The 24395-nt window shown below is 72.1% G+C and carries 18 protein-coding genes; 7 read left to right on the top strand and 11 right to left on the bottom strand.

The features are described 5' to 3' along the window. Positions 1-12 precede the first annotated feature (12 nt). The 7 genes from ACFYZB_RS36030 to ACFYZB_RS36060 form a co-directional block, all read right to left on the bottom strand. Positions 13-924 carry a MerR family transcriptional regulator gene (locus tag ACFYZB_RS36030; protein ID WP_388765693.1) on the bottom strand — a complete coding sequence of 304 codons (912 nt, stop codon included), beginning with the start codon at positions 922-924 and terminating at the stop codon, positions 13-15. Positions 925-974: 50 nt separating this feature from the next. Beyond that, a complete protein-coding gene (locus tag ACFYZB_RS36035; RefSeq protein WP_388765696.1) occupies positions 975-2162 on the bottom strand; it encodes a hypothetical protein in 1188 nt (395 codons plus the stop codon). After that, positions 2162-2968, bottom strand: coding sequence for a polysaccharide deacetylase family protein (locus ACFYZB_RS36040; protein ID WP_388765697.1), 807 nt, complete (start codon positions 2966-2968; stop codon positions 2162-2164). Before ACFYZB_RS36040 ends, ACFYZB_RS36035 begins: the two co-directional genes overlap by 1 nt. A gap of 85 nt (positions 2969-3053) precedes the next feature. Beyond that, positions 3054-3557 (bottom strand): ATP-binding protein, encoded by a 504-nt coding sequence (locus ACFYZB_RS36045; RefSeq protein ID WP_351212677.1) that lies wholly within the window; start codon positions 3555-3557, stop codon positions 3054-3056. A 298-nt stretch (positions 3558-3855) separates the two neighbouring features. Beyond that, positions 3856-4623: an enoyl-CoA hydratase/isomerase family protein gene (locus ACFYZB_RS36050; protein WP_388765699.1), complete on the bottom strand. Its 768-nt coding sequence runs from the start codon at positions 4621-4623 to the stop codon at positions 3856-3858. Between the two features lie 111 nt (positions 4624-4734). After that, positions 4735-5961 carry an Ig-like domain-containing protein gene (locus tag ACFYZB_RS36055; protein ID WP_388765701.1) on the bottom strand — a complete coding sequence of 409 codons (1227 nt, stop codon included), beginning with the start codon at positions 5959-5961 and terminating at the stop codon, positions 4735-4737. A gap of 157 nt (positions 5962-6118) precedes the next feature. Continuing rightward, positions 6119-7342, bottom strand: coding sequence for an Ig-like domain-containing protein (locus ACFYZB_RS36060; protein ID WP_388765702.1), 1224 nt, complete (start codon positions 7340-7342; stop codon positions 6119-6121). Positions 7343-7632: 290 nt separating this feature from the next. Between ACFYZB_RS36060 and glgX the strand changes: the two genes are divergently transcribed. Next, positions 7633-9894, top strand: coding sequence for a glycogen debranching protein GlgX (gene glgX / locus ACFYZB_RS36065; protein WP_388765704.1), 2262 nt, complete (start codon positions 7633-7635; stop codon positions 9892-9894). A gap of 9 nt (positions 9895-9903) precedes the next feature. Here glgX and ACFYZB_RS36070 read toward each other — a convergent pair whose 3' ends face one another. Genes ACFYZB_RS36070 through ACFYZB_RS36085 form a run of 4 tightly spaced genes read right to left on the bottom strand, consistent with a single transcriptional unit; the run spans position 9904 to position 13465 of the window. Continuing rightward, the gene (locus tag ACFYZB_RS36070) at positions 9904-10548 is read right to left on the bottom strand and encodes a response regulator (protein ID WP_388765707.1); all 645 of its coding nucleotides are present in this window, start codon (positions 10546-10548) and stop codon (positions 9904-9906) included. Next, positions 10538-11788 (bottom strand): sensor histidine kinase, encoded by a 1251-nt coding sequence (locus ACFYZB_RS36075; protein ID WP_388765709.1) that lies wholly within the window; start codon positions 11786-11788, stop codon positions 10538-10540. Before ACFYZB_RS36075 ends, ACFYZB_RS36070 begins: the two co-directional genes overlap by 11 nt. A 25-nt stretch (positions 11789-11813) precedes the next feature. Next, on the bottom strand, positions 11814-12548 hold the full coding sequence (locus ACFYZB_RS36080; protein WP_351212663.1) for an ABC transporter permease: 735 nt from the start codon (positions 12546-12548) through the stop codon (positions 11814-11816). Beyond that, the gene (locus ACFYZB_RS36085; protein WP_388765712.1) at positions 12545-13465 is read right to left on the bottom strand and encodes an ATP-binding cassette domain-containing protein; all 921 of its coding nucleotides are present in this window, start codon (positions 13463-13465) and stop codon (positions 12545-12547) included. The genes ACFYZB_RS36080 and ACFYZB_RS36085 overlap by 4 nt, the downstream gene beginning before the upstream one ends. A 207-nt stretch (positions 13466-13672) precedes the next feature. On the opposite strand from ACFYZB_RS36085, the gene ACFYZB_RS36090 reads away from it, so the two are divergent. The 6 genes from ACFYZB_RS36090 to ACFYZB_RS36115 all read left to right on the top strand — a co-directional run bounded on the left by ACFYZB_RS36090 (position 13673) and on the right by ACFYZB_RS36115 (position 24344). Continuing rightward, on the top strand, positions 13673-15475 hold the full coding sequence (locus ACFYZB_RS36090) for an ABC transporter ATP-binding protein (protein WP_388765714.1): 1803 nt from the start codon (positions 13673-13675) through the stop codon (positions 15473-15475). Then, entirely contained in the window at positions 15472-17343 is a 1872-nt protein-coding gene (locus ACFYZB_RS36095) for an ABC transporter ATP-binding protein (RefSeq protein ID WP_388765716.1), read from the top strand. The genes ACFYZB_RS36090 and ACFYZB_RS36095 overlap by 4 nt, the downstream gene beginning before the upstream one ends. Before the next feature lie 259 nt (positions 17344-17602). Further along, the gene (locus tag ACFYZB_RS36100) at positions 17603-18127 is read left to right on the top strand and encodes a hypothetical protein (RefSeq protein ID WP_351212658.1); all 525 of its coding nucleotides are present in this window, start codon (positions 17603-17605) and stop codon (positions 18125-18127) included. A gap of 164 nt (positions 18128-18291) precedes the next feature. Next, positions 18292-19998 (top strand): ABC transporter ATP-binding protein, encoded by a 1707-nt coding sequence (locus ACFYZB_RS36105; RefSeq protein WP_388765717.1) that lies wholly within the window; start codon positions 18292-18294, stop codon positions 19996-19998. Between the two features lie 177 nt (positions 19999-20175). Further along, the gene (locus tag ACFYZB_RS36110; RefSeq protein ID WP_388765720.1) at positions 20176-21969 is read left to right on the top strand and encodes an ABC transporter ATP-binding protein; all 1794 of its coding nucleotides are present in this window, start codon (positions 20176-20178) and stop codon (positions 21967-21969) included. Between the two features lie 326 nt (positions 21970-22295). Continuing rightward, positions 22296-24344, top strand: coding sequence for a M4 family metallopeptidase (locus ACFYZB_RS36115; protein ID WP_388765723.1), 2049 nt, complete (start codon positions 22296-22298; stop codon positions 24342-24344). The last annotated feature ends 51 nt before the right edge of the window (positions 24345-24395 follow it).

Raw genomic sequence — 24395 nt, forward strand, 5'->3', positions numbered from 1 at the left:
TCGCTGGTCAGATTAACGGCCCGGCCAGGCCTTCAGCGCCTCGACCACCCAGCCGAACTCCTCCTGGAACCTCGGGGGCTCCTGCTCTCCCTTGATCACAGCGGCCAACTCCCGGTAGCGGACGACCTCGTTGCCGAGGTCGATACGGCGGAGCACTGCCGCGCGGTCGGTGTCCGCGCCGAGCAGTTCGGTCAGGACGGCGTCCGCCTCGGGGGACTGCGGCCCCACCCCGCGTTCCCGCGCGGCGCCGACCAGTTCGACCAGCCGTGCGAAGAACATCGCCGAGGCGCCGGCCGGGGTGCCGGGGGTGCGGTCGGCGGCGTTGTACTCGATCATCCGGCGCATCGCGGCCCGGAAGCCCGGGTTCTGCAGCAGTTCGGCCAGCTCCACCCAGGCGTCCACCTGCTCCGGGGTGGGGTCGTCCGGCAGGGCCACGCCGAGGCTCCGGGTCCGCTCCCGGATCCAGGGGTCGGCCGTGTCCAGCCCGTGGAAGATCTCCTCCACGAAGTCGTCCACGATCCGCTGCCGCTCGGCGGCGGACAGCCTCGCCAGTTTGTTCATCAGGGTCATCTCCTCGGCGGTCGAACCTCGTCGGGCGACCGACGACAGCACCGCGCGGGTCACCTTCAGCGACCGGATCTGCGCGTCCAGGGCCGCCACGTGCGTGGCCGCGACCTCGGCGACCGTGCGCTCCCCCGCCAGCACCCTGCGCACGTCGTCCAGGCCGAGCCCGAGCTCGCGCAGGGTGCGGATCAGCTCCAGGCGGGCCACGGCGGCGCCGTCGTAGAGCCGGTAGCCGCCGGCGGACCGGGTCACCGGGGTGAGGACGCCCTCGTCGGACCAGTAGCGGATGGTGCGCACGGTCAGCCCGGTGGCCCGGGCCAGCTCGCCGATGGTGAGGAGTCCGGTGCCGTCTTCGGTCATGTCGGCGAGTCTGGGCCTTCCAGTGGGTGGAGACTCAAGGCGACCGGGGTTCAGCGGAAGATGCCGGTGTGCCCGAGCGAGTAGCGGCCCGGCTGCGGGTAGACGGCGAGGCCGTGCGGGCCGCTGCCGACCCTGATGCGGGCCAGCTGCTTCCCGGTCCGGGTGTCGATGGCGTACACCTCGGAGTTGTAGCGGCCGGACAGCCACAGCACCTTGCCGTCCGCGGAGACGCCGCCCATGTCGGGGCTGCCACCGCCGGGCAGGTGCCACTTCTCGGTGAGCTTGTTCTCGGTGAAGTCGAAGAGGGAGATGGTGCCCTCGCCCCGGTTGGAGATGTACATCACGCGGGAGTCGCGGCTGATGTACAGGCCGTGGGCGCCCTTGCCGGTGTAGAGGAAGCGGGGCTTGGTGAACTTGTCGCCGTCGAGGATCCACAGGCCGTTGGCCACCATGTCGGCGATGTAGAACAGCTTGCCGTCCGGGGAGATCTTGACGTCCTGCGGCATCGCGCCCTCGTACGGCAGTCTCTCCTGCCGGATGACCTTCATCTTCGCGGTGTCGACCTTGAGGATCTCGCCGCTGAACTCGCAGGAGACGATGAAGTACCGTCCGTCCGGGGAGAAGTCGGCGTGGTTGACGCCGTAGCAGCTGACCGGCACGGACTTGACGACCTTCATGGTGTGCGCGTCCCGGAAGACCAGCCGGCGGTCCCGGGAGGCCATGACGACGGCGTACTTGCCGTCGGGGGTGAAGTACAGGTTGTAGGGGTCGTGCACGGGGACCGGTTTGCCGGCTTTTCCGGTCTTCGGGTCGATGGGGGTGAGGCTGTTGCCGAGGTCGTTGTTGACCCAGAGGGTCTTCAGGTCCCAGGAGGGCACGACGTGCTGGGGCTGACGGCCGACCGGGAACGTGTCGATGACCTTGTAGGTCTCGGGGTCGATGACGGTGACGGTGTCGGAGTTGGTGTTGGGCACGTAGACCCGGGACGGGAAGTCCCTGACGACCGGGGAGAGCTGGTTCGGGCGGTCGGCGGCGTAGAGGTCCTTGGGGTTCTGGACGGGCGGCATCCCGGGCAGCACGTTCACCAGCTCCCGGCGCACCCCGGGCTGCGCCGGCGCCTTGCTGCCGAGGGCCTCCTTCTTGGGGTGCTGGGATCCGGAACTGCACGCGGACAGCAGCGTCAGGGCGGTGAGGGCGGCACCGGCGGCCAGCAGCCGGGCGGCTTTCGTGGTTCGCATCAGCTCAGCAGCTCCGTGGTGGTGACCGCGCGCAGTCCACGGCGGCCGAGTTCGTGGAGGAGGTCGGGCAGGGCGGCGACCGTGTCCGGGTACCCGAAGTGCAGGCTCACCACCGACCCGCCCCGCGCTTCGGCGAGAACCTTGCGGGTGACGGCGGCGGCGCCAGGGCGGGTGTAGTCGAGCGAGTCGACGTCGTACGACAGCACGTGCGGGTAGCCGGCGGCGCGGGCGAGCCGGGCGACCAGCGGGGAGGCGGTCGGCGAGCGGGAGGGGCGGAACCAGGTGCCGATGGAACCGGTGAGCCGCTTCAGCCGGTCCGCGCAGTCGGTGATCTCCTTGCGGGCGTCCGCCTCGGCCAAGGTGTTGACAGAGATGTGCCGTTGGGTGTGGTTGCCGAGGTCGTGGCCGCCGTCGAGGATCCGGCGTGCGATGTCGGGGTGTTCGTCCAGCCAGGTGCCGACGGCGAGCACGGTGAGCCGGGCGCCTTGCTTTTCGGCGGTGCTGAGCAGGGAGTGGGCGATGCCGGGGTCGCCCTGGCCGTGGAAGGTGAGGGCGACCTGGGGGCGGGTGCGCGGGCCGTGGGTGATCTGGGCGGGCAGGCCGGGGTAGGCGCGGGGGGCGGGGGCCGACTTGGCGGCGGCCGTGGAGTGGCCGGAGGGAGTGGTGGACGGGGACACTGCGGAGGGGGATGCGTCGGGCGGGGCGGTCTGACCCGCACCGCAACCGGCGGCGAGCGCGCCGCCGGCGACGAGCCCGGCACCCGCGCGCAGCACCCCGCGTCGGTTGGTCGTGGTCACCCGCACCATTTAAGGGGCGTTAGGTAAGAAAACCACCGATTGGTCCGAAAGAAGGACGATTTCGGGTCGCCGTAAGGACGACGCCACGCCCTGGCTACCTGTCGGCCACCCGCATCTCGAACCAGGTCGTCTTGCCCCGCGGCAGCAGGTCCACGCCCCAGCGGTCGGAGAGCTTGTCGACGAGGAAGAGCCCCCGGCCGCTGACGTCCATCTCCTGGACCGGCATCAGACAGGGCAGGCCGCGCGAGGGGTCGCGGACCTCCACCCGGATCCAGCCGGGGCGGCGGCGCATCCGGAGGCCGAAGACCCGCGCGCCGGTGTGGCGTACGGCGTTGCCGACGAGTTCGGACACGAGTAAGACGGCGTCCTCGGTCAGCCGGGGGCCGAGCCGCCAGGTGCGCAGCACGACGACCTGGGCGAGCCGGCGGGCGGTTGCCGCGGACTCCGGGCGGGACGGCAGCGGTACCTCCGCCTCCGTCGGGTTGCCGAACAGTTCGAGCGCCTTGAGCGCCTGTTCGTCCTCGACCGCGGGCGACCAGCGTGCCGCGGCCGCACGGCTGTGTCCCCGCGGCTGTTCGATGCCCTCCAGCCCCGCCATGCCCCCATGATGGCGGCCCGGAGCCGTCTTGGGGGCCGTTCCGAAGGAATACGCCCCCTGCACGCCCCCTTTCTCCGCCGATCGAATGGCATATGCCGATGGCACGTAACCGATCGGTAGGGTCCGGTTGACCTGCGAAGACTGCTCACTTCCGGGCAATCGTCAGGCTCCCTCGACCGAGCAGGCTTAAGGTTGCCTTAAGGCTCCCATAAACCGCCCCATCGAGGGACCCGGACGAGACGTCGCGTCAATTGCAAGGGGCCCTGCGGGAGTTACGGGAAGATCACACCGCCGGCGCTCAGCGGAACTTGGCCTTGCCGGGGCCGTCCTCCACGAAGCTGCGCATGCCGGTCTCGCGGTCCTCGGTGGCGAACAGGCCCGCGAACCAGTTCCGTTCGACGGCGAGGCCGGTGTCGATGTCGGTCTCCAGTCCGGTGTCGACGGACTCCTTCGCCGCGCGCAGGGCGATCGCCGGACCCAGGGCGAGCTTCGCGGCCCAGGCGTGCGCCTGCTCGTACACCTCGGCGGCCGGGACGACCCGGTCCACCAGGCCGATCGCGAGGGCCTCGTCGGCCCTGACCTGACGGCCCGTGAAGATGAGGTCCTTGGCCTTGGACGGGCCGACCAGCCGCGGCAGCCGCTGGGTGCCGCCGGCGCCCGGGATCAGGCCGAGCAGGATCTCGGGCTGGCCGAGCTTGGCGTTCTCGGCGGCGATGCGGTAGTCGGCGCACAGGGCCAGTTCGCAGCCGCCGCCCAGGGCGTAGCCGGTGATGGCGGCGACGACGGGCTTGGGGATGCGGGCCACGGCCGTGAAGGAGTCCTGCAGGGCGCGGGCGCGCAGGACCATCGCGGTGTGGTCCATGTTCTGCATCTCCTTGATGTCCGCGCCCGCCGCGAACACCCGCTCGCCGCCGTAGATCACCACGGCGCGCACGTCGTCGCGGCGCGTGGCCTCCTCGGCGAGCTCCTTCAGCCGGTCCTGCGTGGCGACGTCCAGCGCGTTCATCGGCGGCCGGTCCAGGCGCAGGGTTCCGACGCCTTCGGCGACTTCGAGATTCACGGTCATGGAGGCAGGTTAACGGGGACTAACGGCAACGGACCCGGTGCACGGGGGGTCTGGGGGGTTTCCCCCGGAAAATGCAGCCTCACAGCACCGGGTCCGTACGTCCATGACCGTCTACTTCGTCCAGTCCGCCCACGACATGTTCCACCCGTTGAACCCGTTCGCCGGGTCCACCGTGCGGTCGTGGGCGTTCTTCACGATCACCACGTCGCCGATCATGGAGTGGTTGAACATCCAGGCGGCCGGGGTGGAGCCGTCGTAGCCGCCGCGCACGTCGCGCAGGCCGACGCAGCCGTGGCTGGCGTTGTAGTTGCCGAAGGCGTCGCCGCCCCAGTAGTTGCCGTGCAGGAAGGTGCCGGAGGTGGTCAGGCGCATGGCGTGCGGGACGTCCTTGATGTCGTACTCGCCGCCGTAGCCGACCGTCTCGCCGTTCATCCGGGTCACCGCGAGCTTCTCGCTGATGACCATCTGGCCGTTCCAGGTGTCGTAGCCGGGCTTGCCGGTGGTGACCGGGAGGGTCTTGATGACCTTGCCGTCCTGGGTGACCTTCATCGTGTGCTTCTCGGCGTCCACGACGGAGACCTGGTTGCGGCCGATGGTGAACCTGATGGTCTTGTGCTGCTTGCCGTAGACGCCGTCACGGCCCTCGACCCCGTCCAGATCGAGGTCGACGGTGACCTTGGTGCCTGCCTTCCAGTACTTCTCGGGGCGGAAGTCCAGGCGGTCGTTGCCGAACCAGTGGCCCTCGACGTCGACGGCCGGCTCGGTCCTGATCCTGATGGCCTTCTCGACGGCGTCGGAGTGGGTGATGCCCCGGGTGAAGTCGACGGAGAACGGCATTCCGACGCCGACGGTGGAGCCGTCCTCGGGGGTGAAGTACCCGAGGAAGGTGTTCTTCGGGGTGAGGGTCGTGAACGAGGAGTCCTCGGCGGCCTCGCGGCCCTCGGAGTCCCTGGCGACCGCGTGCACGGTGTACTTGGTGGCGGCGGCCAGATGAGTCGACGGCGTCCAGGACGCGCCGCCGCCGGCTATGGAGCCGGGGACCGTCCGGCCCTTGGCGTCCTTGACGGTGACCTCGGTCAGTTTGCCCTTGGCCACACTCACCTTGAGCGCGCCGCTGGTGTCGACGCCGGTGGCACCGGACTTCGGCGAGATGGCGACGGCGGCGGTGGACTGCTGCTTGCCCTGCTGGGTCTCCTTGCCCTTGCCTTCGCCGGAGCCCTTGCCCGCTCCCCCGCCGCACGCCGCGAGCGAGAGCACCAGGGCACCGGATATCAGCGCCAGCCCCCCACGACCTCGTCGCCCCGCCGCCGACGCCCCCCATACAGGCCGCACGTTCAAGTCGTTCTCCCCTCGCCGGGCCTGGCCCAGGCCCGCTCCCCACCACACTGGTGCGCGCATATTAACCGCCTGGTTTTGAGCGGGGTGTCAGGCGAATGTCACCGTTCCGTCGCAACTTCCGCCCGCACCGCCGCCCGAAAGCGGGCCCCTCACCTGGTTACTTCACCGCGCTGCCCGCTTTCCACTCCTGCCAGGTCATGTTCCACCCGCCGAGGCCGTTGTCCGGGGCGACGGTCTTCTCCCGGCTGCCCACGACCTCGATGACGTCACCGACGAGGCTGCGGTCGAAGAACCAGCCGGCCGGGGTGGCCGAACTGCCGCCCCGGACGTCCCTGAGACCCACGCAGCCGTGGCTGACGTTGACCCGCCCCGGCGCGCCCGGCGACCAGTAGTTGCCGTGCACGAAGGTGCCGGAGTCGGTGAGCTTCATGGCGTGCGGGACGTCGGGGATGTCGTACTCGCCGCCGAACCCGACCGTGCGGCTGTTCATGCGGGTGACCTCCAGCATGTCCATCACCACCATCTTGCCGTTGTAGGTGGGGTTCTCCGGGGCGCCCGCGGTGATCGGCACGGTGGCGAGCAGCCGGCCGTCCCGGCGCACCTGCATGGTGTGCCGGGCGGCGTCGACCAGCGAGACCTGGCTGCGGCCGACGGTGAAGGAGAAGGTCTTGTCCTGCAACCCGTAGACGCCGGGCGCTCCTTGGACGTCCCGCAGGTTCAGGTCGACGGTGACCTCGGTGCCGGGCTTCCAGTACTGCTCGGGGCGGAAGTCGAGCCGGCTGCCGCCGAACCAGTGCGGGCGGATCTCGACGGGAGGCCGCGCGCTGACCCGTACGGCGCGTTCGACGGCGGCCCGGTGGGTGATCGCCCGGCTGAAGGTGAGTGAGACGATCATGCCGGTGCCGACGACGGCACGGTTCTCGGGGGTGACGTAGCCGATGAACCGCTCGTCGGGGACGAGCGTGGTGAAGGTGGTGTGCCGGGCCGAGCGGCGGCCGGCCGCGTCCAGCGCCACCACGTCGACGGTGTACCGGGCGGCGAGCGCCAGCCGGTCACCGTCCGGCCGCCAGGTCCGGCCGTCGGCGCTGATGTGCCCGGGCACCGGGGAGTCCTGTGCGTCCTGCGACCTGACGACGGTCACCTTCCGCAGGCGCCCGTCGGGCACCCGGACCCGCAGCGGCTGCTCGGGGCGGACGGCCCTGCTGTCGTCGTCGGGGGTGACATGGATGACGTCCTCGGGCGCCGGGGGCTTGCCGGGCGCCCCGTCCAGCCCGAGCGGTCCGAAGCCCCCGGCGGAGCACCCTGCCAGCAGGGCCGCCCATGTCAGTACGGCGGCCAGCGCGGCTCCCGCGCGCCGCGCGCGTCCTTGTACGTGCCTCACGCGCGGCTCAACGACCGGGCCCGCTCCGGGGAAACGTGAGTGCGACGCACGCACTGGGCAGAACAGAGGGAAGGACGACACGCCGGGGAGCCGCCGCGCCCGCGCCGCAGGGGGCGCCTTCTTGGACCGGATCGGCTGAAAGGGACGACGGAGCACCGGTCCAGAGGGCGCCCCCGGCCGTCGGGGCGCAGCCGTACCGGGCGGCCGAGGGTGCTGCGGGGCAGCCTCGGCTGTTCGGCACGGCCGGTCGCACCGCCCCGGGGGCGAGCCACTGAAAGAGGGGCCGACAGGTGACGAGCGCAGCCGAGCAGCGGGCACCGGCCGGGGAGCCGGCCGCCGGGACCGGGCAGCAGCCGGCCGTGGTGAACGGCGCCCGGCGCGCCGCGGTGCCGGCTCCCGTGGTGTGGCCGGGCGCCCCGACACCGCTGGGGGCCCGGTTCCGGGTCGGCCCGGACGGGGTCGCGGGCACCAACTTCGCGCTGTGGGCGGGCGGCGCGGAAGCGGTCCGGCTGTGCCTGTTCGACGAGCGGGGCCGGGAGACCCAGGTCCGGCTGACCGAGCTGACGCACGAGATCTGGCACGGTTTCGTGCCGGGCGTGATGCCGGGGCAGCGCTACGGCTACCGGGTGGACGGCCGCTGGGACCCGTGGACCGGCGCCCGCTGGAACCCGGCGAAGCTGCTGCTGGACCCGTACGCGCGGGCGGTGGACGGCGCCGAGGGGAACGACTACTGCCGGCTGCCGCCGGAGGTGTACGGGCATGTCCGGGACTGGCCCGAGCAGCGCGTCGCCGACACCGTGCGCGACGACCGGGACTCGGCGCCGTACGTCCCGAAGGGGGTCGTCGTCGACGATGACGACGACTGGGAGGACGACCGCCGGCCGAAGACCCCGTGGGCCGACTCCGTCATCTACGAGCTGCACGTGCGCGGCTTCACCAAGCTGCACCCCGGCGTCCCGCAGGAGCTGCGCGGCACCTACGCCGGCCTCGCGCACCCGGCGGCGATCGAGCACCTGGTGCGGCTGGGCGTCACGGCCGTCGAACTGCTCCCCGTCCACCAGTTCGCGCACGAGGACCACCTGCTGCGCCGGGGCCTGCGCAACTACTGGGGCTACAACTCCATCGGCTACTTCGCCCCGCACGCCGCCTACGCGGCCTCCGGTACGACGGGCCAGCAGGTCGGCGAGTTCAAGCGGATGGTGCGCGCGCTCCACGCGGCCGGCATCGAGGTCGTCCTCGACGTGGTCTACAACCACACCGCGGAGGCGGGCGAACTGGGTCCGACCCTGTCCCTGAAGGGCATCGACAACCGCGGCTACTACCGGCTCCAGGACGACGCCCGGCGGTACGCCGACTACACCGGCTGCGGCAACACCCTGCACGTGGTCCAGCCGCAGGTCCTGCGGCTGATCACCGATTCGCTGCGCTACTGGGTGACGGAGATGGGCGTGGACGGCTTCCGCTTCGACCTCGCGGCGGCGCTGGCCCGCTCGATGCACGACGTCGACATGCTCTCCCCGTTCCTGGCGGTCATCGCCCAGGACCCGGTTCTCCGGCGCGTGAAGCTCATCGCCGAGCCGTGGGACATCGGCTCCGGCGGCTACCAGGTCGGCGCGTTCCCGCCGCTGTGGACCGAGTGGAACGACCGTTACCGGGGCGCCGTCCGGGACTTCTGGCGGCACGCCCTGCCGGACGTCCGCGAGATGGGCTACCGCCTGTCCGGCTCCAGCGACCTGTACGCCTGGGGCGGCCGGCGCCCGTACGCCTCGGTCAACTTCGTCACCGCGCACGACGGTTTCACCCTGCGCGACCTGGTGTCGTACGAGCGCAAGCACAACGAGGACAACGGCGAGGACAACCGCGACGGCACGGACGACAACCGCTCCTGGAACTGCGGGGTGGAGGGCGAGACGGAGGACGAGCGGGTGCGCGCCCTGCGCCGCCGTCAGCTCAGGAACCTGCTCACGACGCTCCTGCTGTCCACCGGCGTGCCCATGCTGGTGGCCGGCGACGAACTCGGCCGCACCCAGCGCGGCAACAACAACGCCTACTGCCAGGACAACGGGATCAGCTGGCTGGACTGGTCCCTGCTGGACGACCCCGCCTGGCGGCCCCTGTTCGACCTGACCTCCCGGCTGATCGCCCTGCGCCACCGGCATCCGGTGCTGCGCCGCCGCGCCTTCTTCTCCGGCCGCGCCCACTCGGCGGACGGACTGCGCGACCTGGCCTGGTTCACCGCGCGGGGCACGGAGATGACCGAGGGCGACTGGTACGCCCCCGCGGCCACGCTCGGCATGTACCTCTCCGGCCGGGACATCCCGGGCCGCGACGAGCGGGGCGCACCGGTCGTGGACGACAGCTTCCTCGCGGTGCTGCACGCGGGCGAGGACCCGACCGTCTTCGTCCTGCCTGCTGGGCCCTGGGCGGACCGGTACGAGGTGGTCGTGGACACCTCCCGCGAGGACCAGGCCGAGCCGCCGGGCACGGTCCGTCCGGCGGGGACCGAGATCACGGTGCCGGGGCGGGCGGTGCTGCTGCTGCGCGTGGTCTGAGCCGGTGACTCAGCCGAGGATCCCCCGGTCGTACCCCGCCGCCACCGCCGCCGCACGGTCGTTGACGCCGAGTTTGGCGTACAGGTGGGTGAGGTGGGTCTTCACGGTCGCCTCGCTGATGAACAGCTCGCGGGCGATCTCGCGGTTGGACGTGCCCCTGGCGACCAGGACCAGCACCTCGCGCTCGCGGGCGGACAGCGGCTCGGCGCCGGGCTGCCGGGGGGTGCGGACCGCGTGGACCAGACGGGAGGCGACGGCCGGGGACAGGACCGTACGGCCCCCGGCGGCGGCGCGGACGGCGGTGAACAGCTCGTCGCGCGGGGCGTCCTTGAGGAGGTAACCGGTCGCGCCCGCCTCGATCGCGGGCAGGGTGTCGGTGTCGGTGTCGTAGGTGGTGAGGACCAGGACCTTCGCGCGGGCGCCCCGGCGGGTCAGCTCGCGGATCGCGTCGACGCCCGAGCCGCCGGGCATCCGCAGGTCCATCAGGATCACGTCCGGGTCCAGGGCGGCGGCCCGGGCCACCGCCTCCACGCCGTCGGCGGCCTCCCCGAGCACCCGGAAGCCCGGCGCGGACTCGAACATGCCGCGCAGGCCGTCGCGGACCACCGGGTGGTCGTCGACGATCAGCAGGGAGATCACAGGCTCAGCGTTCATCGCGCACCAACGGTACGCGAGCCGACACCGCCGTACCGTGCCCCGGCTCGGACTCGACCGTGAGCGAGCCCGCGATGCGCTCGGCCCGGGCCCGCATCCCGTCCAGTCCGAACCCGCCGCTGTGTGTGCGCTCCGGTACGGCGGCAGGGTCGAAGCCGGTGCCGTCGTCGCGGACGTCCAGCGTGACCTCGTCGCCCATGAAGGACAGGGTCACCCCGACGCGGGTGGGGCGGGCGTGCCGGGCCGCGTTGGACAGGGCCTCCTGGGCGATGCGCAGCAGGGTCGCCGAGACCTCGTCGTGCAGTTGCTCGGTGGTGCCGGTGACCGTGAACTCCGCGCGTGCCCCGGTGCGTTCGCCCCATTCGGTGACCGTCTTCTTCAGGGCCTCGGGAAGGCCGTCGGCGGCCAGGGCGACGGGCGCCAGGTTGTGCACCGAGCGGCGGGCCTCGCCCAGGCTGTGCCGGGCCAGCGCGGAGGCGCGTTCCAGGTGGGTGCGGGCGGTGGTCAGGTCGGGGGCGCCCGCGACGACCTGGAGCTGGGCGATGATCCCGGTCAGGCCCTGGGCGATGGTGTCGTGGATCTCGGCGGCGAGCCGGCGGCGCTCGTCGGCGACGCCCGCCTCCCGTGCCTGGAGGAGGAGTTGGGCGTGCAGCGCGGCGTTCTCGTCCAGGGCCTGCTGCAACGCGGTGTTGGTGCGCTCCAGTTCGGCGATGGTGTCGGCCTGGACGACGGCGCGTTCCTGCTCCTGCACGGCGTACCGGGTGAACACGGTGACCATGCCCATGTTGACGGCCAGGACCAGGAAGAAGCCGAGCCACAGGATCGGCCCGTGCGGCGGCCAGCCGCCGATCTCGCTGCCGGCCATGGTGACGGCGGTCAGGAAGAGACCGGGCATCACCAGCCGGCGGGGCAGCTCCCGGGCCGCGGTGTAGTAGCCGGTCACGGCGTAGAAGGCGAAGAACGGGTTGGCCCAGGTCAGCACGAAGCCGATGGCCCAGCGCAGCAGGTAGAGGCAGACACCGGCGCGGCTCGGGCCCGGCCGTTTCCGCTTCACCCTCCCCCAGCACAGCTGCAGCACGACAGCCGCGGGCACGAGTACGACGGAGACGGCCTTCCCGAGCCGGTCCATCCCGGTCAGGGGGGCGGAGATGGCCGCCGCGACGACACCGACCGTCAGCAGCGCCCAGGGCCCCCACGTGTCGAAGGAGGCCCGGGCCGGCAGTTGGGCGTCAGTCGTCATGTCACCAGTGTCCGGCACGACCCGCTCACTCCCAGCGGAACCAGCGGGCGGCACCGGCCGTGAGCAGTACCGTCCACAGGGCGAGCACACCGAGGTGCGTCCAGCCGGGCCAGTGTCCGGCCGCCGCCTCGCCCAGGGCGCGGGCCGCCGCGCCGAACGGGGTCAGCTGCACCACGCGGGCCAGCGTGTGCGGCATCTCCTGGACGGGCAGCCACACGCCCGCGCAGAACATCATCGGGAAGAACACCGCCGAGCCGATCGCGCTCGCGATCTTCGTGGTGCGGGACAGCGCCGAGACGACGGAGCCGAGGGCGAGGGCCGCCCCGGTAGCGAGCAGCAGCGCCAGCAGATACCCGGCCGGCTGCTCGGGCAGCGTCACGTCGAAGGCGAGCCGGCCGACGACGAGCGCGAGCAGCGCCGAGGCCAGCGCCACCGAGCCCTGCACGACCATCTGCGCGGACAGCAGGGCGGAGGGCCGTACGGGGGTGAGCCGCATCCGGCGCAGGATGCCCCGCTCGCGGTGGCCGGTGAGGGCCTGGGGCAGCGCCTGCACCCCGGACATGATCAGGGCGATCAGTACGGCGATGGGCACGTAGGCGTCCACCGGCCGCAACCCGCCCAGGGACTTGTCGGCCTCCCGGAACGACGGGATCGAGCCGAGGATGACCAGGAGCAGCGTCGGGAACAGGAAGATCCAGAAAACGGCGCCGGGTTCGCGGCGGAACAGGCGGAACTCGGTGCGCAGGACGGCGGTGTTCATGCCGCGGCCTCCTTGGTCGGTCCTTCGGTCAGGTCCAGGAACGCGTCGTCGAGGGTGGCGTCGAGGACGCGCAGCTGGTGGGCGGTGATGCGGTGCCGGGCGAGCAGGGTGATGACCGCGTTCACGGTCTCGTCGGTGCCGGAGAGCGTGATCCGGCCGTCCTTGCGCTCGATGGAGGCGATGGCCGGGAGGCCGGTGAGGTCGTGGTCGTCCAGCGGGGCCGAGGGGGTGAAGCTGATGACGGTGGCGCCCGCCGACCGGCGGATGAGCCCGGCCGGGCTGTCCAGGGCGGCCACCCGCCCCTTGTCGATCACCGCGATCCGGTCGCACAGCCGCTGCGCCTCCTCCATGAAGTGGGTGACGAGGAGCACGGTGACGCCGCTCGCGCGGACGTCCTCGATCAGCTGCCAGGTGTCACGGCGGGCGCGCGGGTCGAGGCCGGTGGTCAGCTCGTCCAGCACGACGACCCGCGGATTGCCCACGAGGGCCAGCGCGATGAACAGCCGCTGCCGCTGTCCGCCGGACAGCTTGGCGAACCGGGTGCCGAGCTTCGGTGCGAGACCGAGGCGTTCGGCGAGCGGCCGCCAGTCGGCCGCGGCCGGGTGGAAGGAGGCGTACAGCTCCAGCGCCTCGCGCACGGTCAGCTTGGGCTGCAGCTCGCTCTGCTGGAGCTGGGCGCCGAGGATCCTGGCGACCTCGTCGTGGTCGGCGACCGGATCGAGGCCGGTGACCCGGACCCGGCCGCCGTCGGGCACGCGCAGTCCCTCGACGCACTCCACGGTGGTGGTCTTGCCGGCGCCGTTCGGGCCGAGGATCCCGAAGATCTCGCCCTCCTCGACGGCGAAGGAGACCCCGTCGACGACGGCCCGGCCGCCGTACGACTTGCGCAGATCGGTGACTTCGATGACGGATGGCATGTCCCGAGAATCCCGGGTGGGCGGGGCCCGGCACATCGGCCGCCCCGCTCGATGCGGCATCGTCCGATCGGTTGATGCCGGCCTGCGACCCCCGTGCACAACCCTCGTCCGAGTGGTCGAACGTGCAGGTCGTAGGACCAACGGCGGACTCGGGTCCGGCCAAAACTCGGTGGGCGTTGTCAGTGCCGGTCCGTACGCTCGCGAGTGATGCCCACGACACGTGCAACCACCGAGACCGACCGTTCCGCCGTCCGCACGCTGCTGCGCCTGTGGCCGTACGTCCGCCCCGTGCGGGCGCGGCTGTTCACGGCCGCGTTCGTCGCGGTCGTCGCCTCCTGCACCGGTCTGGTGATCCCGCTCGTCCTGAAGTGGATCGTGGACGGGCCGGTCGCCGACCGGGACCCGGCCGGAGTCTGGTTCGGCGCGCTGTGTCTGCTCCTCCTCGGGATCGCCGAGGCGGTCCTGTTCGGCATACGGCGCTGGCTGGTGGCCCGTCCGCTGTCGCACGTCGAGGCGGAGATGCGGGCGGGTCTCTACGGCCGTCTGCAGCGGCTGCCCGTCGCCTTCCACGACCGCTGGGCCTCCGGCCAGCTGCTCTCCCGGGGCACGACGGACCTGATGCTGCTGCGTCAGTTCCTCGCCTTCCCGCTGACGTTCCTGCTGGTCAACGGGGTCACGATTCTCGTCGGTGTGGTGATCATGCTGATGCAGGACTGGGTGCTGGGCCTGGTCATCCTCGGTCCCGCCGTCCCCGTGATGTGGACCTGCGCGGTCTTCGAGCGGCGCTACGCCCTGGTGGCGCGGCGCGCGCAGGACCAGGTCGGTGACCTGACGACGGTGGTCGAGGAGAGCGTGCTCGGCATCCGCATCATCAAGGGCTTCGGCCGCCACCGCAGCCAGGCACGGGCGTTCCGCGAGCTGGCGGTCACCCTGCGCGGCACGGAACTGCGCAAGGCGCGGCTGCTCGCCATGATCTGGGGTGTCATCGTGACGCTTCCGGAACTGGCGATCGGGGCGGCGCTGGTGCTGGGCGCGGTCCGGGTGGCCGACGGGGGGCTGTCGGCGGGCACGCTGGTCGCCTTTCTGAGTACGGCACTTGCGCTGCGCTGGCCCGTGGACTCGATCGGCTTCCTGCTGGCGATGAGCCAGGAGGCGGCGACGGCCACGGAACGGTACTTCGAGGTGATGGACGGGGCGCCGGAGGCCGAGACAGCGCCCCGAGAACGTGAGCGGGCGACGACGACCGACACCGGACTCCGCTTCGAGAACGTCCAGTTCCGCTACCCCGACGCGCCCGAGGACTCCCCGCCCCTCCTCACCCACATCGACCTGCACGTCCGCCCCGGCGAGTCCATGGCCCTGGTCGGCGCCACCGGCAGCGGCAAGACCACCCTCACCGCACTCGTCCCCCGCCTGCACGAGGTCACCTCGGGCCGCATCACCCTCGACGGCGTCGACATCGCCGCCATGCCCCGCGAGGAGCTGCGCGCGAAGGTGGCTGTGGCCTTCGAGGAACCCACGCTGTTCTCCACGAGCGTCGGCGACAACGTCCTTATGGGCGCCCCGGACGGCGCCGGGAGACCGGACCTCGACCGGGCGCTCGCCGTCGCGCAGGCCGACTTCGCGCACGCCCTGCCGCAGGGCACGGACACCCGCGTCGGCGAGCAGGGCCTCAGCCTCTCCGGCGGCCAGCGCCAGCGCCTCGCACTGGCCCGCGCGGTGGTCGGCAGACCGGAGTTCCTGGTGCTGGACGACCCGCTGTCCGCCCTGGACGTGCACACGGAGGCCGCCGTGGAGGCCGCGCTGCGGCAGGTCCTCGCCGACACCACCGCGCTGATCGTGGCCCACCGACCGTCGACCGTCCTGCTCGCCGACCGGGTCGCGCTGCTCTCGGGCGGCCGGATCGCCGCCGTAGGCACCCATCAGGAACTGCTGCGCACCAACGCCGAGTACGCGCATCTGATGTCCGGAGCATCCGGGCACTCCGGGGATACGGAGGACTCCCGTTGACCACCACGACCGCCTCCACTGCCACCGCCGAGGACGACGAACTCCCCGGCCCGCACCCCGAGAGCGACGGCGGTGACGGCGACGTCTTCGACCGGGACGTCCTGCCCGCCCCGCCCGGCGCCACGGCCGCCCTGCTGCGCTCCCTGCTCGCGCCCCTGAAGGGCAGGGCCGCACTGACCACCCTCCTCCTGCTGCTCCAGCAGGCGGCGGTGCAGGTGGGCCCGCTGCTGGTGGCGTACGCCATCGACACCGCCGTGCCGGCCTTCCGGCACCACCGGCACGGTCCGCTGTTCGCGGTCGGCGCCGGCTATCTGCTGTGCGCCCTCGCCTCCGGCGTGCTGCAGTTCGCGTTCATCGAGGCCTCCGCGCGGGTCAGCCAGGACGTGCTGCTGGATCTGCGGGGCCGGATCTTCCGGCACGCGCAGGCGCTGAGCATCGACTTCCACGAGCGGTACACGTCCGGGCGGCTGATCTCCCGCTCCACCACCGACGTGGAGTCGCTGCGCGAACTCCTCAATGACGGGCTCCAGGAGCTGGTGACCGTCGTGCTGTCCTTCGTCTACATCTCGGCGATGCTGCTGTGGCTGGACCTCGGTCTGGGCGCGGTCGCGGTGGTCTCGTTCGTGCCGCTGTACCTGCTCGTCCGGCTCTACCAGCGGCGGGCGGGACGGGTGTACCGGGCGCGGTCGACGGCGATCGCGGCGGTGATCGTGAAGTTCGTGGAGACGATGAACGGCATCCGCCCGGTGCGCGCCTTCCGCCGGGAGGCGGCCAACGACGCCGAGTTCGCCGTGCTCAACCGGCGGCACGAGCGGACGAACGGGGACGCGCTGCTGGAGATGGCCCGCTATGTGGTCGGCTCCCGGCTGGTGGCGAACACGGCGGTCGCGGGGATCGTGCTGTGGGGCGCCTACCGGGTGGCGTCCGGCTCGCTGGAGCTGGGTGTGCTGGCGGCGGCGGTGCTGTATCTGCGCCGGCTGTACGACCCGATCGACCGGCTGGGGATGTTCCTCAACTCCTACCAGTCGGCCGCCGCCTCCCTGGAGAAGGTCGCCGGGCTGCTGGCGCAGACCCCGTCCGTGCCGGAGCCGGCTGACCCACGCGAACTCCCGCCGCTGGAGGGCGGATTCCCGGGGCGCGAGGTCGTCTTCGACGGGGTCCGGTTCGGCTACCGCACCGGCGGCGAGGTGCTGCCCCGCTTCGATCTGACCCTGCCGGCCGGGCAGACGGTCGCCGTGGTCGGCTCGACGGGCGCCGGGAAGTCCACGCTCGCCAAGCTGCTCGCCCGCTTCTACGACCCCTCCGACGGCCGCGTGCTGCTGGACGGCGTGGACCTGCGTGAGCTGCCCGTGCCGGAACTGCGGCGCGGGGTGGTCATGGTGACCCAGGAGGCGTTCCTGTTCTCCGGCACGGTCGCCGACAACATCGCCATCGGCCGGCCCGACGCCACCCGCGGGGAGATCGAGCGGGCGGCGAAGGCGATCGGCGCGCACGAGTTCATCAGCGCCCTGCCCGACGGCTACGACACGGACGTCCGCAAGCGCGGCGGGCGGATCTCGGCGGGACAGCGCCAACTGGTCGCCTTCGCCCGCGCGTTGCTCGCCGATCCGGCGGTGCTGATCCTGGACGAGGCGACCAGTTCGCTGGACATCCCGGGTGAGCGGGCCGTGCAGCGGGCCATGTCGACGGTGCTGCGCGGCCGTACGGCGGTGGTGATCGCGCACCGGCTGTCGACCGTGGAGATCGCGGACCGGGTGCTGGTGATGGAGCACGGCCGGATCGTCGAGGACGGCCGCCCGGAGGAGCTGATCGGCGGCACGGGCCGGTTCGCGGATCTGCACCGGGCGTGGCGGGACAGCCTGGCGTAGTTCAGCGCGTGTTCACGCGGGATATGATGGGTGGTTGACGGACCATCACGCCCCCGTCGGCACACCTCCCGGCCTCTCTGCCGGCCCTGATGTCAAGGCCGCGTCAAGCCCTTGCCTTGCACTGCCCTCGCGTGAATAAACGTTCAACCAAAGCGGCTCCCGGTCGGGCAAAGAGGTCTACCCGCATAGATGATCCCGGTGCTGTCATGCCCACGACCGCCCGGAATTCCTGCCGGGCACCACACCGGGAGACCCCCACATGTCCCGAATACCCCGCCCCCTGGTGACCGCCCTCTCCTCCCTCGCCCTCGCCGCAGCGGGCCTCACCGTCACCACCGGCTCCGCCCACGCCGCCAGTTGCAGCCAGGACTACCTCCCCCTGCCCGACTCCGCCTGCACGCCCGGGGCCCTCAACCCCGACGTCACCCAGGGCACCATCGACTCCACCATCTGCGTCTCCGGCTGGACCGCGACCGTACGGCCGCCCAGCTCCTACACGACCGCGCTGAAGAAGCAGCAGATCGTGGAGTACGGCTACTCCGACACCAACCTCTCGGACTACGAGGAGGACCACTTCGTCCCGCTCGAACTCGGCGGCGCACCGAGGAGCGCGGAGAACCTCTGGCCCGAACCCCACTACGGCAACGAGACCTCCTCGAACAAGGACACCGTCGAGAACAAGCTGAAGAAGGCCGTCTGCGCCGGTGACGTCAGCCTCTCCGACGCGCAGAACGCCATCATGACCGACTGGACGACCGCCCTCTCCAGCCTCGGCCTGAGCTGACCCCGCACTCCGCGCGAGGGCCGGTGCCTCCCCCTGGGAGGGACCGGCCCTCGCGCCGTACGTGCCCACCGGCGCCCCGAGCGCCCTCTTTATTCGATGGAGCACCCGTCCCCACCCTGGATACCTTCGAGGTCTCCGGCGAGGCCGAGCCGATCGGGGGATGGATGATCGACGCGTACGAGGATCCGGGCACCCCGGACACCCGCGGCGGCTGGCGCTATCTGTGGTGGCTGGTGCTGCGCCAGCCGGGGCGCTCCGCGGCCGGAGCGCTGCTGGGCAGCGTGTGGCTGGTACTGATGGCCGCACAGCCGTACCTGATGGCGCGGGCCGTGGACGAGGGGCTGGTGCCGGGGCGGCTGGGGGTGCTGGCCGCGTGGACCGGGGTGATGTTCGTGCTCGGGTCGGTGAACGCCTGGCTGAGCATCATGCGGCACCGCACGATGACCCGGGTGCGGATGGACGCCAACTTCCGCACGGTGAAGGTGGTCGTGGGACATGTGGTCCGGCTGGGGGCCGCCCTGCCGCGCCGGGCCGGAGCCGGCGAGGTGGTGACGATCGGGGTCGGCGACGTGCAGACCGTCGCGCAGGCGCTGACCGTGGTCGGTCCCGGCGTCGGCTCGGCCGTCGTGTACGTGGTGGTGGCCGGGCTGCTGCTGGCGATCTCGGCGCCGCTCGCCGCCGTCGTACTGCTCGGCCTGCCGGTGATCGCGCTGGTCACCGGGCCGCTGACGCTGCGGCTGCAGGGCGCGGAGAGCGCGTACCGGGAGAGGCAGGGCGTGCTCGCGGCGCGCATCGGCGACCTCGCGGGCGGGCTGCGCGTCCTCAACGGCCTCGGCGGCAAGGGGCTGTTCGCGGACGCCTTCCGGCAGGACTCGCGGCGGCTGCGCGCGCAGGGCTACCGGGTGGGCGCGGTGGCCAGCTGGGTGCAGGCGCTCGGTGTGGGCCTGCCCACCCTGTTCCTGGCCGTGGTGACCTGGCTGGCGGCGCGGCTCGCGGCCCAGGGGTCCCTGACCATCGGCCAGTTGGTGTCGGTGTACGGCTATGTCGCCGTGCTGATCGGACCGGTGGCGTTCTTCGTGCAGATGGCCTACGACCTGAACCGGGGCGTGGTGGCCGCGCGCCGGGTCGTACGGCTGCTGCGGCTGGAGCCGGAGCCGGACGAGGGCACGCTGCCGGCGCCCGAGGGACCGGCCGAGCTGCACGACCCGGCGTCCGGGGTGCGGGTGGTGCCGGGCCGGCTGACCGCGCTGGCCACCGCCCGGCCCGCCGAGGCCGCCGCCGTGGTGGACCGGCTCGGCCGCTTCGGGCCGACCGACGCCACCTGGGGAGGGGTGCGGCTGGACGCGGTCCCGCTGGCGGAGGTGCGCGGGCGGATCCTGGTCGCGGACCACGAGGCCGACCTGTTCGCGGGGCCGCTGCGGGAGGTCGTGGCCGCCGGGCACCCCGCCGACGAGGCGGAGCTCGGCCGGGCGCTGTACGCGGCGGCCGCCGAGGACGTCGTACGCGGGCTGCCGGAGGGCACGGACTCGCCGGTGTCCGGCCAGGGCCGCAGCCTGTCGGGCGGGCAACGGCAACGGGTGCGGCTGGTACGGGCGTTGCTCGCGGGCCCGGAGGTGCTGCTCGCGGTCGAGCCGACCTCGGCACTGGACGCGCACACCGAGGCCACGGTCGCGCGGCGGCTGCGGGAGGCGCGGGAGGGCCGCACGACGGTGGTGACGTCCACCTCTCCGCTGGTCCTGGACCGCGCGGACACGGTCGTCTTCCTGGTCGACGGCAAGGTCGCGGCGAGCGGACCACACCAACGGCTGCTCACGACGGAACCGGCCTACCGCGCACTCGTCGCCCGGGACACGGAGGGGGCCGTACGGTGACGGGGGCACGGGACGGGACCGGGGGCTGTGGACGAACGGCGCGGGCCGCACGCACCGGGGTACGGAAAGGACCCTGCCATACCGGCACACGCAGGTCAGCACCGACGGCGACCGACCCGGGCCAGGGCAACGAGGCGGTCCGGCGCTCGCGCTGCGGGATGCGGAAAGGGGCGTGCGATGACGGCGGGTGAGGGGCTGTTGCCGGTCGCCGACCGGGGCCGGGTGCGGCGGGCCGCGCTGCGGCTGGTGCGGGCCGACGGGCGGGCGTTCGGCGCCGCGCTGCTGCTGAACGCGCTGGCGGCGGGGGCGGGGCTGGTCGGGCCATGGCTGGTCGGGCGGATCGTGGACGACGTGCGGGGCGGCCAGGGGTCCGGCGCGGTGGACCGGCTCGCGCCGTGGATCCTGCTGTGCGCCCTTGCACAGCTGCTGCTGGCCCGGTGGGCGCGGCTCGTCGGGTACCGGTTCGGGGAGCGGACGCTGGCGCGGGTGCGCGAGGAGTACGTCGAGCGGGTGCTGGCGCTGCCCGCGTCCCTGGTGGAGCGGGCCGGCACGGGCGATCTGACGGCACGTGGCACGGCGGACGTGGCGACCGTCGGCAGCACGCTGCGGGACGTCGGCCCGGAGCTGCTGGTCAACACCGTGCAGGCACTGTTCGTGCTGGTCGCGGTGTTCGCGCTCGACCCGCTGCTCGGGGCGTTCGGGCTGCTCGGGCTGACCCCGATCTGGCTGGCCCTGCGCTGGTACCTGCGGCGGGCCCGGGACGGCTACCTCGCCGAGGGTGCGGCCACGTCCCAGGTCGCGGAGATCGTCGCCTCGACGGCGGCCGGTGCCCGGACGGTCGAGGCGTTCGGGCTGCGCGAGCGGCGGGTGGCGGCGAGCCGGGACGCGCTGGAGGAGTCCCGCCGTACCCGCTTCTACACGCTGTTCCTGCGGACGGTGTTCTTCCCGGCGGTCGAGGTGACGTACACCGTGCCCGTCGTGGGCGTGCTGCTGCTCGGCGGCTGGCTGCACCAGCGGGGCGCGGTCGGGGTCGGCGCGGTGGTGGCGGCGGCGCTGTATCTGCGGCAGTTCACCGAGCCGCTGGACCAGATCCTGATGCGCGTGGAGCAACTGCAGAGCAGCAGCGCGTCGTTCGCCCGCGTGGAGGGGCTGGCACAGGCGCCACGCGGGGAGACGGGGGCCGGCTCGCCCGTGCCGGCCGACGACCTGATCGACGTGCGCGAGGTCCGGTACGCCTATGAGCGCGGCGGCGAGGTGCTGCGCGGGGTGGACCTGACGGTACGGCCCGGGGAGCGGCTGGCGGTGGTGGGCCCCTCCGGCGCCGGGAAGACGACCCTCAGCAGACTCCTCGCGGGCATCGACCGGCCCGGCACGGGCACGGTGTCGGTGGGCGGGGTGCCGGTGGCCGAGCTGGCGCCGGAGCTGCTGCGCCGCCAGGTGGTCCTGGTCACGCAGGAACACCATGTGTTCCTCGGCACGGTCCGCGACAACCTGCTGATCGCCGAGCCGGACGCCACGGACGACGACCTGTGGGCGGCGCTCGCGGCGGTCGGAGCCGACGAGTGGGTCCGGGACCTGCCGGACGGCCTCGACACCCGGCTGGGCGCGGGCGGCCGCTCCACCGACGGCTCCCAGGCCCAGCAACTCGCCCTGGCCCGGGTGGTGCTGGCCGATCCGCACACCCTGATCCTGGACGAGGCGACCGCCCTGCTGGACCCCGCGACGGCCCGGCACGCCGAACACGCCCTGGCCGCCGTCCTTCAGGGCCGTACGGTGATCGCCATCGCACACCGTCTCCACACGGCGCACGACGCCGACCGGGTGGCCGTCATGGAGAACGGCCGCCTGACGGAACTGGGCACCCACGAGGACCTGGTGACGGCCGACGGCGCCTACGCGGCCCTGTGGCGGACCTGGCACGGGGACACCGACGGGCACGCCAACTCCCCTGTGGGAGAAGGTCCGTCATGATCTGAGACGTCCTCGTCGCACCGAGACGCCCTCGTCACACCGTCGGCCGCCGCCGCGAGCCCCTGCCCAGGCAGCCAGTCCGTATATCGAACATGAACATCCGGTCAACGGACCATTTCCAGCCAAGTTTGTGACGCGGTCCTGACAGGCGCGGTGATCCCCTGTCACTCTTCCCAGGCCGACTCACAGCAACCCCACAGTCACACCTGCTCGTGTGGGCCGGCCTGCACGTGGTTCCGCGTAACGCCCTGTTCTGCCCGGACGCCCCAACCCACCGTCCGGTCTCCCTGGCCGCGCGACCCGCGGTCACGCAGAAGGAGTCAGTGTTGAGCAGCAGTTCCTCTCGCAGACGCACCCCCCACGCGTCCCACCGGCGCACCGCCACCGTCGCCCTCGCCGGTGTCGCCGCCCTGATCGCCGCCGCCGTCCAGTCGGGCGCGGCCAGCGCCGCACCGGCGAAACCCGAGCCCGGCAAGATCAACAAGGCCCATGTGGCCGTACGGCTCACGCCCTCGCAGCGCGTCGAGCTGATCCGCCAAGCCGACGCCACCAAGGCCGCCACCGCCCGTTCCCTCGGCCTCGGCGCCAAGGAGAAGCTGGTCGTCAAGGACGTCGTCAAGGACGCCGACGGCACCCTGCACACCCGCTACGAGCGCACCTACGCCGGCCTTCCGGTGCTCGGCGGCGACCTGGTCGTGGACAGCAACACGTCCGGCAAGACGATGGACGTCATCAAGGCCACCGGCGCCACCGTGAAGGTCGCCGGTCTCACCCCGGCCGTGCCGAAGGCCACCGCCGAGAAGCAGGCCCTCGAGCGGGCCAAGGCCCTCGGCGGCACCAGGCAGGCCGCGGACTCCGTGCGCGAGGTGATCTGGGCGGCGACCGGCAGGCCCGTCCTCGCCTACGAGACGGTCGTCGGCGGCTTCCAGGACGACGGCACCCCGAACCGGCTGCACGTCATCACCGACGCCACCACCGGCAAGGAGCTGTACCGGTACCAGGGCATCGAGACCGGCGTCGGCAACACCCACTACAGCGGCCAGGTGCAGCTGACCACGACCCGGTCGGGCTCGACGTACACGCTGACCGACGGGGCGCGCGGCGGCCACAAGACGTACAACCTGAACCACGGCACCTCGGGCACCGGCACCCTGTTCTCCCAGAGCAACGACACCTGGGGCGACGGCACCACGTCCAACGCGGCCACCGCGGGCGCGGACGCCCACTACGGCGCGCAGGAGACCTGGGACTTCTACAAGAACACCTTCGGCCGCAGCGGCATCCGCAACGACGGCGTCGCGGCCTACAGCCGCGTCCACTACAGCAGCAACTACGTCAACGCCTTCTGGGACGACGGCTGCTTCTGCATGACCTACGGCGACGGCTCGAACAACAACGACCCGCTGACCTCGCTCGACGTCGCGGGGCACGAGATGAGCCACGGCGTCACCGCCAACACCGCGGGCCTGGACTACAGCGACGAGTCCGGCGGCCTGAACGAGGCCACCAGCGACATCATGGGCACCGGCGTGGAGTTCTACGCCAACAACAGCTCCGACCCCGGTGACTACCTCATCGGCGAGAAGATCAACATCAACGGCGACGGCACCCCGCTGCGCTACATGGACAAGCCCAGCAAGGACGGCAGTTCGGCCGACTCCTGGTACTCGGGCGTCGGCAACCTGGACGTGCACTACTCCTCGGGCATCGCCAACCACTTCTTCTACCTCCTGTCGGAGGGCAGCGGCGCCAAGGTCATCAACGGGGTCAGCTACGACTCGCCCACCGCGGACGGGCTTCCGGTCACCGGCATCGGCCGGGACAAGGCGCTGCAGATCTGGTACCGGGCGCTGACCACCAAGTTCACCTCCGCCACCGACTACGCGGGCGCCCGCACCGGCACCCTCGCGGCCGCCGGTGAGCTGTACGGCACCTCCGGCGCCGAGTACAAGGCGGTGCAGGACGCCTGGGCGGCCGTGGCGGTCGGTTCGCGCTCCGACGGCGGCGGCGGAGGCGGAGGCGGCGGTACGACGTACGAGAACAACTCCGCCGTGGCCATACCGGACAACGGGCCCGCCGTCAGCTCGGACATCACGGTCTCCGGCAGGAGCGGCAACGCGCCGGGCAACCTCCAGGTGTACGTCGACATCACGCACACCTGGCGGGGTGACCTGGTGATCGACCTCGTCGGCCCCTCGGGCACCGCCTACCGCCTGAAGGACTTCAGCTCCTCGGACTCGGCGCACGACGTGAAGCAGACCTACACGGTCAACGCGGCCGCCGAACAGGCCAACGGCACCTGGAAGTTGCGGGTGCAGGATCAGGCCACGTACGACACCGGAACGATCAACGACTGGAAGCTGACGTTCCCGTAAAGCGAACGTCAAATGCCTGGGAACTGGGCGCCGTTCGAGGGTCCGGCACGC

Origin of the sequence: Streptomyces sp. NPDC001852, from assembly GCF_042891825.1 — a bacterium.
Lineage (GTDB): Bacteria > Actinomycetota > Actinomycetes > Streptomycetales > Streptomycetaceae > Streptomyces.

What these genes read in the sequence shown, in the direction of transcription:
- ACFYZB_RS36030 (WP_388765693.1), bottom strand. Translation starts at nt 924, where the DNA reads ATGACCGAAGACGGCACCGGACTCCTCACCATCGGCGAGCTGGCCCGG.
- ACFYZB_RS36035 (WP_388765696.1), bottom strand. Translation starts at nt 2,162, where the DNA reads ATGCGAACCACGAAAGCCGCCCGGCTGCTGGCCGCCGGTGCCGCCCTC.
- ACFYZB_RS36040 (WP_388765697.1), bottom strand. Translation starts at nt 2,968, where the DNA reads ATGGTGCGGGTGACCACGACCAACCGACGCGGGGTGCTGCGCGCGGGT.
- ACFYZB_RS36045 (WP_351212677.1), bottom strand. Translation starts at nt 3,557, where the DNA reads ATGGCGGGGCTGGAGGGCATCGAACAGCCGCGGGGACACAGCCGTGCG.
- ACFYZB_RS36050 (WP_388765699.1), bottom strand. Translation starts at nt 4,623, where the DNA reads ATGACCGTGAATCTCGAAGTCGCCGAAGGCGTCGGAACCCTGCGCCTG.
- ACFYZB_RS36070 (WP_388765707.1), bottom strand. Translation starts at nt 10,548, where the DNA reads ATGAACGCTGAGCCTGTGATCTCCCTGCTGATCGTCGACGACCACCCG.
- ACFYZB_RS36075 (WP_388765709.1), bottom strand. Translation starts at nt 11,788, where the DNA reads ATGACGACTGACGCCCAACTGCCGGCCCGGGCCTCCTTCGACACGTGG.
- ACFYZB_RS36080 (WP_351212663.1), bottom strand. Translation starts at nt 12,548, where the DNA reads ATGAACACCGCCGTCCTGCGCACCGAGTTCCGCCTGTTCCGCCGCGAA.
- ACFYZB_RS36085 (WP_388765712.1), bottom strand. Translation starts at nt 13,465, where the DNA reads ATGCCATCCGTCATCGAAGTCACCGATCTGCGCAAGTCGTACGGCGGC.
- ACFYZB_RS36090 (WP_388765714.1), top strand. Translation starts at nt 13,673, where the DNA reads ATGCCCACGACACGTGCAACCACCGAGACCGACCGTTCCGCCGTCCGC.
- ACFYZB_RS36100 (WP_351212658.1), top strand. Translation starts at nt 17,603, where the DNA reads ATGTCCCGAATACCCCGCCCCCTGGTGACCGCCCTCTCCTCCCTCGCC.
- ACFYZB_RS36105 (WP_388765717.1), top strand. Translation starts at nt 18,292, where the DNA reads ATGATCGACGCGTACGAGGATCCGGGCACCCCGGACACCCGCGGCGGC.
- ACFYZB_RS36110 (WP_388765720.1), top strand. Translation starts at nt 20,176, where the DNA reads ATGACGGCGGGTGAGGGGCTGTTGCCGGTCGCCGACCGGGGCCGGGTG.